Origin of the sequence: Dysgonomonas hofstadii (assembly GCF_014196915.1) — a bacterium.
In the GTDB taxonomy this organism is placed as follows: domain Bacteria; phylum Bacteroidota; class Bacteroidia; order Bacteroidales; family Dysgonomonadaceae; genus Dysgonomonas; species Dysgonomonas hofstadii.
Map to the genome: position 1 here is coordinate 554,355 of NZ_JACIEP010000002.1, position 9,707 is coordinate 564,061.

General features: G+C 36.6%; 6 protein-coding genes. 5 read left to right on the forward strand and 1 reads right to left on the reverse strand.

Features of this window, described 5'->3' with window-relative positions:
- The 5 genes from GGR21_RS04330 to GGR21_RS04350 all read left to right on the forward strand — a co-directional run bounded on the left by GGR21_RS04330 (position 1) and on the right by GGR21_RS04350 (position 7,748).
- Positions 1–1,251, forward strand: a complete 1,251-nt coding sequence (locus GGR21_RS04330; protein WP_183305939.1) for an efflux RND transporter periplasmic adaptor subunit — start codon at positions 1–3, stop codon at positions 1,249–1,251.
- An 84-nt stretch (positions 1,252–1,335) separates the two neighbouring features.
- Positions 1,336–2,007 carry an ABC transporter ATP-binding protein gene (locus tag GGR21_RS04335; RefSeq protein ID WP_183305940.1) on the forward strand — a complete coding sequence of 224 codons (672 nt, stop codon included), beginning with the start codon at positions 1,336–1,338 and terminating at the stop codon, positions 2,005–2,007.
- Between the two features lie 24 nt (positions 2,008–2,031).
- On the forward strand, positions 2,032–4,383 hold the full coding sequence (locus GGR21_RS04340; RefSeq protein WP_183305941.1) for an ABC transporter permease: 2,352 nt from the start codon (positions 2,032–2,034) through the stop codon (positions 4,381–4,383).
- A gap of 12 nt (positions 4,384–4,395) precedes the next feature.
- On the forward strand, positions 4,396–5,856 hold the full coding sequence (locus GGR21_RS04345; protein ID WP_183305942.1) for a DUF4933 domain-containing protein: 1,461 nt from the start codon (positions 4,396–4,398) through the stop codon (positions 5,854–5,856).
- A gap of 896 nt (positions 5,857–6,752) precedes the next feature.
- The gene (locus tag GGR21_RS04350) at positions 6,753–7,748 is read left to right on the forward strand and encodes an acyl-ACP desaturase (RefSeq protein ID WP_183305943.1); all 996 of its coding nucleotides are present in this window, start codon (positions 6,753–6,755) and stop codon (positions 7,746–7,748) included.
- A 159-nt stretch (positions 7,749–7,907) separates the two neighbouring features.
- On the opposite strand, the gene GGR21_RS04355 is transcribed toward GGR21_RS04350, so the two are convergent.
- Positions 7,908–9,242 carry a KamA family radical SAM protein gene (locus tag GGR21_RS04355; RefSeq protein ID WP_183305944.1) on the reverse strand — a complete coding sequence of 445 codons (1,335 nt, stop codon included), beginning with the start codon at positions 9,240–9,242 and terminating at the stop codon, positions 7,908–7,910.
- Positions 9,243–9,707: the final 465 nt, after the last annotated feature.

Consider the following 9,707-nt stretch of genomic DNA (forward strand, 5'->3'; position numbering starts at 1 on the left):
ATGGATATAAAAATAGATAAGAAACCTTTTTTGATACGATATAAGTTTTATATTTTAGGAGGAGTTGCCTTATTGGGACTCTTAATATACCTATTGATTATTTCCACAGGACCATCAAGACAGCGCCAAAGTAAAGACAATTTATTGATATCGGAAGCAAAGAACGATAAATTTCTTGAATATCTCGATCTGGAAGGTATAGCCCAGCCTAAGCTGACCGTCAAACTCAACAGTATGGAGTCAGGGCTAGTAGATCGTATTGTGGCGGATGAAGGCAATATGCTAAGGAAAGGAGATACAATCTTAATACTAATAAATCTGGAATTGAATAAAATAATAGAAAACGAATACAACGACCTTGAAAAACAACGAATCTTATACCGCGAAAAACTTTTGCAGATGGAACAGAAAACATCAGAACTGAAACGTAACACAATGAAAACAGTTTATGATCTGAACCGGTTGAGCAAGCAGCACGAATTGGATAAAGAAGAATATGCCATAGGAATAAAAAGTAAGGCTCAACTGGATATATCTACCAATGAATATAGTTATAATCAGAAGAATGCAAAACTTCTTTTGCAAGAATTACAGCAAGACTCTGTGAAAAACATCTATCAAAAAGATCTGTTGAAAGCAGATATGGAACGTGAAGAAAAAAAATACTTGCATAGTAGGGAAAGATTGGGCGAACTGATTGTGCGAGCACCAATTGACGGACAATTGAGTTTTCTCAGTGTAATACTTGGCGAACGCGTCAATGCCGGAACAAATATTGGAGAGCTGAAAGATATGTCTAACATGAAGATTATGACCAGTGTCAGCGAATATTATATAGATCGCATTTCGCTGGGACTCCCTGCAAGCATTATTTACAATAATGAAAAGTACAATATGGTGATATCCAAAATCAATCCTGAAGTAAAAGACCGAAATTTTGAGATCGACTTACTCTTTACAGACAAAGTGCCCGACAATATTCGCATAGGAAAAACCTATCGCATTCAAATAGAAATGGGCCAGCCCGAAAACGCGCTAGTTATCAACAAAGGTAATTTCTACCAATCCACGGGTGGGCAATGGATATTCAAACTAAACAAAAATGAAGACAAGGCTACCAAAGCTGCTATTGTAGTTGGAAGGCAAAATCCATTACAATACGAGGTGTTGGAAGGGCTCGAAGAAGGAGACAAAGTCATTGTCTCAGGATACGATAATTTTGGAGATGTGCAAGAATTGATATTAAACTAAAATGTAATATAAGAAAAATTTCAATTTTACACTAGTTCTTTTTCCACTACAATAAAAAGAAATAAAAACAAAAATATGAAGGCTATGATTAAGACAGAAAACCTAAAAAAAGTATTCCGCACAGAAGATGTGGAAACATGGGCGCTGCGCGATATAAATATTGAAATAAAAGAAGGCGAATTTGTTGCCATAATGGGGCCTTCGGGTTGCGGAAAATCGACTTTGTTAAATATTTTCGGATTACTGGATAATCCTACTGGAGGCAAATATATTTTGAATGAAAAGGATATAAGTAATTTCAGTGAATCGCAACTTACTGATGTACGCAAGGGACTAATTGGATTTGTATTCCAAAGTTTCAATTTGATCGACGAATTGACTGTCTTCGAAAATATAGAACTTCCACTACTTTATATGGGACTTTCATCAGCAGAACGTAAAAAGCAAGTTAACGAAGCTATGGACAGAATGGGAATCACACATCGCGAAAAGCATTTTCCGCAACAACTATCGGGCGGTCAGCAACAGCGTGTAGCCATAGCCCGTGCAGTAGTAGCCAACCCCAAACTGATTCTTGCCGACGAGCCTACGGGTAACTTGGATTCGAAGAATGGAGAGGAAGTAATGAACCTACTCACGGAACTAAACAACAGTGGAACGACTATCGTAATGGTGACGCACAGCCAGCACGATGCCGACTATGCAGCCAGAATTATCCGACTATTTGACGGACAAATAGTAATGGAGGAGAAATAGCCTGATCAATTAAAGAGTAAAACTATGCTGAAACATTATTTAAAAATAGCCCTCCGGGGATTGTACAAAGATAAGGCTTTTGCCGTTATCAATATTGTGGGATTAGCGGTTGCCATTACGTGCAGTTTCCTGTTGATATTTTGGATTAAATTCGAAACCAGCTTCGAAGATATTTATCCGAATAGAGACCGAATATACAAGCTCATTATAGAGGAAGAAAGGAAAGACGGGATATATTACAGTGATCGTATGCGAGATCAATCCCAAAAGTTGAAGGACAGCTATCCACAAATTGAAAGTGCTACCTTTTTTGTTAACTATCATACACAGTTGACAGTAGATGGCAATACCGGAGATGGCATATTGGCTAATGTGGCTGCTTCCAATTACGATTTCTTGCGAATGTTTGCTTTGGAATATATTGAAGGTTCTCCACAAGCGGTATTCAATAATAAGGGAAGTGTAATATTGACAGAAGAAGGCAGCAAATTATTCTTTGGAAAAGAATCTCCGATAGGAAAGAAACTCAAATATTATAGAAATATATTGACAGTAGAAGCTGTAGTGAAATTGCCTGAAAACACAAACTTACAATTCGATGTACTTATGTCCTCAGAAAGAGGAATGGATTCGGGAATGCAGTTTATCATGCTCCGTGAAAATGAACAAATGACAGCGAGTCTGCAAGAGCAGCTTTCGCGACTTTTAACCACAGGACAAGAGACACAAAAGACGATAACAGTACAGAAACTAAGTGATGTTCACTTACACACTCAGGCTGACATAAAAGGGAAAGATAGTTATGGAATAAAATTTAAATATGGTAATTATACTCAAATTATTTATTTTTCTGTAGCTGTATTGCTTATCTTACTGATGGCGGTTATCAACTATGTCAACACATCTATAGCCCGTGCCATGAGCCGGATGAAGGAAGTGGGAGTGCGTAAGGTGACAGGAGCTAAACGAAAAGAATTGATTGAGCGCTTTCTCTTCGAGTCATTTATTATTACTGCAATAGGAATTATACTGTCTTTTACTTTTACCAAATATATTTTCCCGCAATTTAGTGAATTGATGGGCAACAAGGTCGATCTGCTATTCGATTGGCAAACAATAGGCATAGCAGCCATACTATGTATCGCAATATCAGGTCTTTCGGGAGGATATGCCGCTTTCTATCTTTCTTCGTTTAAGCCCGCAATTATCTTGAAGGGCGGAGCAAAAACAGACTCTAAAGAACGTTTGCGAAAAGGGCTTCTGGGAGTACAGTTTTTCCTTTCTGTAGGTATTCTTATCTGCACTGTATTTATTTACAAACAGATTGATACTATATTCAATGAAAGCACGGGAATGAACCGGAAAAATATTCTTGTGTTGGACACCAGTCTGTGGTATGAGTCCGAAAATTTTATTAAAATCATTAAACAAGAAAATCCGAATATCATTGATGCCTCTATGGCAAACTGCCCGCCATACAATGCACAATGGTCATACACAGGACAAACATGGGAAGGCAACAATAAGGATATGAGCAATGTGAGTTTTACCCGAGTATTTTGTGATAGTCATTATGCGAGCACATTTGGACTGGAGCTGATACAAGGCGAATTTATTAAGCCCAACCTGCCCTGGTTTGGACAACCAGACCCTGAGAATGAGTCCCAAAACATTGTTGTCAACGAAGCTTTTGTACGACTAATGGAAGTCGACAACCCAATAGGAGTGACAGTAGGAGCGGGTAAAATAATTGGGGTAGTAAAGGACTTTAACTTTAAACCACTAAAAGAAAAAATATCACCTTTTATTATGTGCTTCAATCCTGAGAATCAAATATATATGTATATCAAAACAACAGGAAAAGACAAACAGGCTACATTGGACTATATACTCAAAAAATATAAAGAGATGAAACCCGATTGGGCAAACCGTCCAATAGTGTATAACACTGTCGATGATGATTATAACAAGATGTACGAAGATGAGATACGTTCGGCAAGGGTATTATCCATTTTTTCCATTATTTCTCTTTTCTTGTCATTGATGGGTGTTGTCAGTATGGTATCATTTATGATAGAGAAGCGAAGCAAAGAAATAGCCATCCGAAAAATCAATGGAGCCAAAACGCACGATATTATTCTCCTTTTCTGGAAAGATATTGTAAAAACAGCAGCAATAGCTTCTGCACTTGTCATACCTATCTGTTATATTCTAATGCACAACTGGCTTGAAGGATACGCCTACCGTGCAACACTTAGCTGGTGGATATTTGCGGCTGTACCAGTCTTGTTAATACTACTGACTTGCCTGATAATTGGTATGCAAATTATATATACAGCAGGTCAACGCCCGGTTGAGTCATTGCGAAATGAATAAAAATAACGAATTATGAAAAAGAGTAAAGAATTATGGATAATAATCCTTCTGCCAGCTTTCCTGATAGCCTGTGGTGGAGGAAAGAAACAAACATTAGAGGCAGAAAAAGTTGATGAAGCCACAATTGCTCCCCGAGATTCTATGCAACACTCCAGGGTGGTATACAATGCTACAGAGGAAACAAGTTTTAGTAAAGTAGAAAAGCCTAAAATTGGGAAACGAATAGTAAGCCAGGACCTCGTTAAACTAAATTTAGCACAACAAAATCTGGAAGAAAAAGAAACAAATTTAGATGAGTTTTACACTAAAGTAAACTATGTAAAATTACAACATCATTTGACAGATAAAGGTTTAGGGTTTTTAGGCAATGCCGACATTAAAAGATATACTAAACACGAAAAAGGAGAGAGTGTCACTTCTATGGGAGGGTTCAATTCGAAAGTTTATCTTACCGAGAACAATATTGTGGCAGGAGATAATTATCTGGGCTATCATGTATATAACAATACTGGTGAATTTTTATATACGCTGGCATCATGGGATCAGTTGCCTCAATATGACAGCGGGACAAACACTATAACCTATTATACCAACGATGTGAGAACTGAAATCAGAAATTTTTCGATATGGGGCAATAGAGCACTTATCAGCGTAAGGGAGGACACACTTTATCATACTCATATATATAATATAGAGAGACAAGAAGGTATAATGGCTTTTAGTTACATGTCACCTGCATTTATAATTAATGATAATTTATTTCTGGCATACAATGGTAGTATCAGTTTCAAAGATGGGGACAATTATCTCAATTTGATTTCATATTCCAAACAGAACAATTTACTCAAACCCACGTCCTTCCGCAACTACAATCCCGGGGCTACAACAAAAGGGCGAAGATATAGTCCCGAATATCATACTTTTACTTACTACAACAATGTATTGACTACACGTCAGGCGTACAATGATACTATCTATAGGATAAAAGACGAAAATACTCTGGAAGCTGTCTATGTACTAAATTCTGGTGCTATGAAATTATCTAACCAAGATGCTAGTTCCGAGAATAAAGAAAATAAGCTTATCATCAAAAGATGGCTGGAAACTGATGACTTTATATTTATTTTGTCTACTGTAGATCAAGACTTTCAGAATAATAGAAGAGACGGGAAAGTAAAGTTCAGGTACTATTATTATTACAAGAAGGAAGGTAAGTTGTATATGAAAGAGAGCAAATCACTTTATCCTGAAGAATACACTTTTGGTTGCAATATAGATGGGGCGATACCCTTATTGGCTAATACAACTCAACAATTGGGAAAGAGACTTTATACCAGCTATACCAAGTCTCAGTTGAAAAACATGATTGTCAACAAGAATTTTAAGAACTATTCTTCGGAACAACAGGACAAATTGAATTCTTTACATGATGGTTTATCTGATGGTGAATTATTGGTGATGATATTGGAATAAATAAAAAGCAATAGAGCAGATTTCAGTTTTTTTTCATCTGTCAAAATATTCTGAGGAGCGAAAAAGACGAGATATCAGTGAGAAATTTGATAGACCTATTCTGTTACACAAAAGATGGCCAATGTCTATACATACTAATGCAATCAGATAAATCAGTTATATGTAGATTAAAAATATTCAGGAAATCAAATAACTTTGGTACTATATACTTTATAACGATTGCTATAAGAAATGAGAGAGAATATGAAATAACCGATACAAATTCGGTATGTATTCTTATATCAGACATTACGAATTTGACAAAACACATATCACAACGCCTATGTGTACGCAAAGGGAAACCTGTCAAAATCTTTTCTACTGAGTCTCCTACTTGTGTATATGTTCCGGAAAATGGACAAATATTTTATTCAGAATATACTACGACATTAGCTTAGAAATATTTCTCTAAAATTGATCCGCCTATCAACATAATTCTAAAAATGATATTTTTTCATTTGTTTCGAACAAAATATTACCACTATAATAGATACTTAACACAGCCACTAATTATCTGAATATAATTAAATTAGCTGACTATATTTATCAATTTCAGATTGAAGTACAAATAGTTTATAATCTTATTCAACAGAGTAATTCACTATAAATCTTTCATAAAGAAACAAGTAAAATAAAATTCATGGTAATTCATTTCAGCTGCTTACATAATAGGTGTTTAACTATTAATAACTTGTAGAAAATGACAAAATAAAGCAATTTACTATTAGTGCTTGAAAATAATTTTACCTTTACAATATTACAACACACCAGCCTTTTACTGTAAAAGATTACCTTTCTCGAAAGTTTCTGAGAAGAAGAAAAGATCAGTGGTAGAAGGCATTAATTAATATAGTACAATGTCAATTACAAATATCCGTCTAGAAGTCATGCACTTCTTAGAAAAGAATGTAGATAATTTCATTACCCAGTTTCTGGTTCCTGTTGAAAAAATATGGCAACCTACTGATTATCTTCCTAACTCAGAGAAAGAAACTTTCTTTGAAGATGTAAAAGAATTACGCGAACTGGCGAAAGAGCTCCCTTACGACTTCTGGGTCGTATTGGTCGGGGACACCATCACCGAAGAGGCTTTGCCCACTTATGAATCGTGGCTAATGGACGTAGAAGGTATAGAAAATGTCGACAGCGAAAAGCGCAACGGATGGTCAAAGTGGATCAGGCACTGGACGGGTGAGGAAAACCGTCACGGCGATTTATTAAACAAATATCTTTATTTATCCGGCAGAGTGAATATGAGAGAGATTGAGCAAACCACGCAACATCTCATCAATGACGGTTTTGATATTGGTACGGGAAGAGACCCGTACAAAAACTTTATATATACCAGTTTTCAGGAATTGGCAACTTTCATTTCGCACAATCGTGTAGCAGAAATGGCTAAAAAAATGAGTAATGAAAAATTGTCGAGAATGTGTAAACGTATCGCAAGTGACGAAATGAGGCATCACCATGCTTACAGCGAATTTGTGAGGCGCATATTTGAGGTAGACCCCAGTGAAATGATGCTCGCGTTCCAGTATATGATGAAACAAAAGATAGTTATGCCTGCTCACTTCCTGAGAGAATCGAAAGAGAAAATAAGCACAGCCTTCGAACAGTTTTCAAATGCTGCACAGCGCATCGGGGTATATACTGCCACTGATTATGTGGATATTATGCAAAAACTGATAGATAAATGGCAGATAGACAAAATTACGGGATTAACAGACGAAGCAGAACGTGCCCGCGATTTTCTGATGAAGCTTCCTGTGCGTATGTCTAAAATATCAGAGCGGTTGGTTATTCCAGTCGATTCTTATATTTTCAAATGGGTACAACCTGCTGTGAAATAACACCATTGGACTCAGTATATGCTATAAATATTTATAGCATAAAAGAAAAAATAATACAGCTTCAAAGAAAGCACTTATAGTTTACAGGCCATATCTTCTTTATATAAAAGAAAGAATTGAAAGCCCAAAAGAGAGAATCTCCTGGCATAATTTTCTTCATTATTCAAACAAGAAAGGTTTTGTATCGATAAGTTTATAACGGTCTTCTTCAAAGAAGAATCTTTCTTCTCCGAATGCCGGTTTAAGCTGATTGAACCAAGTGGCTTTGGGATCATATTCAGCAAAAAAAGGAATATCGACCCACTTGGGGTTACGTCCCTGAATAAAACGAAGTATAAATATCTTTTCTCCTTTAATGTCCTGCACACCCAGCACCTGTATCTTTCCGGCATGATCACTCATACTGGGTCCTCTTACGGTCCTGCATAGGCCGCTCACCTGCTGATATGCCCTTCGAAAGATATTCCAACATTTCTCCAACGGAAGTTCAAAGTATTGCTTTGAGCCGGTATCCCGTGCGATAAACATATAATAAGGGATACAGCCCAAATCGACTTGTTTACGCCACATCTGGGCCCATATTTCAGGCTTATCATTGATATGCTTTAGCAGTGGAGACTGAGTCCGTATTTGTGCTCCGGTACTTCGGATACGCATAATGGCTTGCTTGACAGCCTCGGTCGACAGCTCTCTCGGATGATTAAAGTGTGCCTGAATCGACAGGTTCTTTCCCGATTTGTTAATTTCTTCAAATAAGCGGATAATATCATCACTATCTGTATCGGTAAGATATCTGTATGGCCAGTAGGCTAATGACTTTGTCCCGATACGAATAGAACGGATATGATCAAAATCAGAAGTTAACAAGGGGTTAATATAACTACTAAGAATGGCTACATTCATAACCATCGGATCTCCGCCTGTAAAGAGAACATCTGTTACCTCTTTATGAACCCGCAGATACTTAAGTAATAAGTCTGCTTCTTTCATTGCAAATTTTAATCCGCTCATCCCTGAGAATTGAGGCCACCGGAAACAAAAAGTGCAATAAGCATGACAGGTTTGTCCCTGACTGGGAAAGAACAATACCGTTTCAGGATATTTATGTTGGATACCTTTTAACTTTATCTCTCCTAAAGATGGTACATTATGCTCCTGCCCTGCCGGATTGGGATTCAATGACAAACGTATTTTCTGTATCTTCCCGTCAAGAAAAGATTTTTCCGCATTTCCATCCAATAATTTTTCGACTATCGCATAATGCTTTTTATCAAGCATCCCTCTTCGTGGAAAGTTTAATGTGAATATCGGATCAGTTTCGAGATTATCCCAATCTATCAGTTCATCTATTACATAATTATTGGTTTTGAAGGGTAATACTCTTCCTACGATTTCAATATCCCTGACAAACTCTTTAGGGATACCAGCCATCTGAGGTATTGATTGATAATTGTGTAATATGTACGTTTTTAATTGATTACGGGATTTATTCATATTTACAGTTAAATTATTAAGCTGCACTTGCTTATATTCTAAGTGCAGGTATATTGAATTTGTTTTATGTTGTTTTCGAGCGTACAGAAGGCATCAGCTGAATATTCATAATCAGTAAATAGACAAAAAGGAAAGCCTGAATAGAATTCAAGTCATATCAGATAAGGGTTAAAAAAAGCTGATCTTACCTGTAAATAAAATATCTCACAATGATATATTGACTAATCATATCCGGAAACAAACACAGGTACAGCTAAAAGGATGCTATTGCGTTTGTATAAATGATTCCGGATTGTAAATATACAAAAAATAATCGGGGTACCGATTACAAAAACAGAAAACGGGTAAGAAGAGTCTCCTACCCGTTAACTGAAATAGTTTCGATCTGATCTGACAGTTAAAGGGCAAACAATTAAGTTTGTATTGCTAGATAAAACCAAAAGTTTAACCCTTTAAAATGTCAGA

Excerpts from the sequence above, each read along its gene's own strand:
- GGR21_RS04330 (WP_183305939.1), top strand. The coding sequence starts at position 1 with ATGGATATAAAAATAGATAAGAAACCTTTTTTGATACGATATAAGTTT.
- GGR21_RS04335 (WP_183305940.1), top strand. The coding sequence starts at position 1,336 with ATGATTAAGACAGAAAACCTAAAAAAAGTATTCCGCACAGAAGATGTG.
- GGR21_RS04340 (WP_183305941.1), top strand. The coding sequence starts at position 2,032 with ATGCTGAAACATTATTTAAAAATAGCCCTCCGGGGATTGTACAAAGAT.
- GGR21_RS04345 (WP_183305942.1), top strand. The coding sequence starts at position 4,396 with ATGAAAAAGAGTAAAGAATTATGGATAATAATCCTTCTGCCAGCTTTC.
- GGR21_RS04350 (WP_183305943.1), top strand. The coding sequence starts at position 6,753 with ATGTCAATTACAAATATCCGTCTAGAAGTCATGCACTTCTTAGAAAAG.
- GGR21_RS04355 (WP_183305944.1), bottom strand. The coding sequence starts at position 9,242 with ATGAATAAATCCCGTAATCAATTAAAAACGTACATATTACACAATTAT.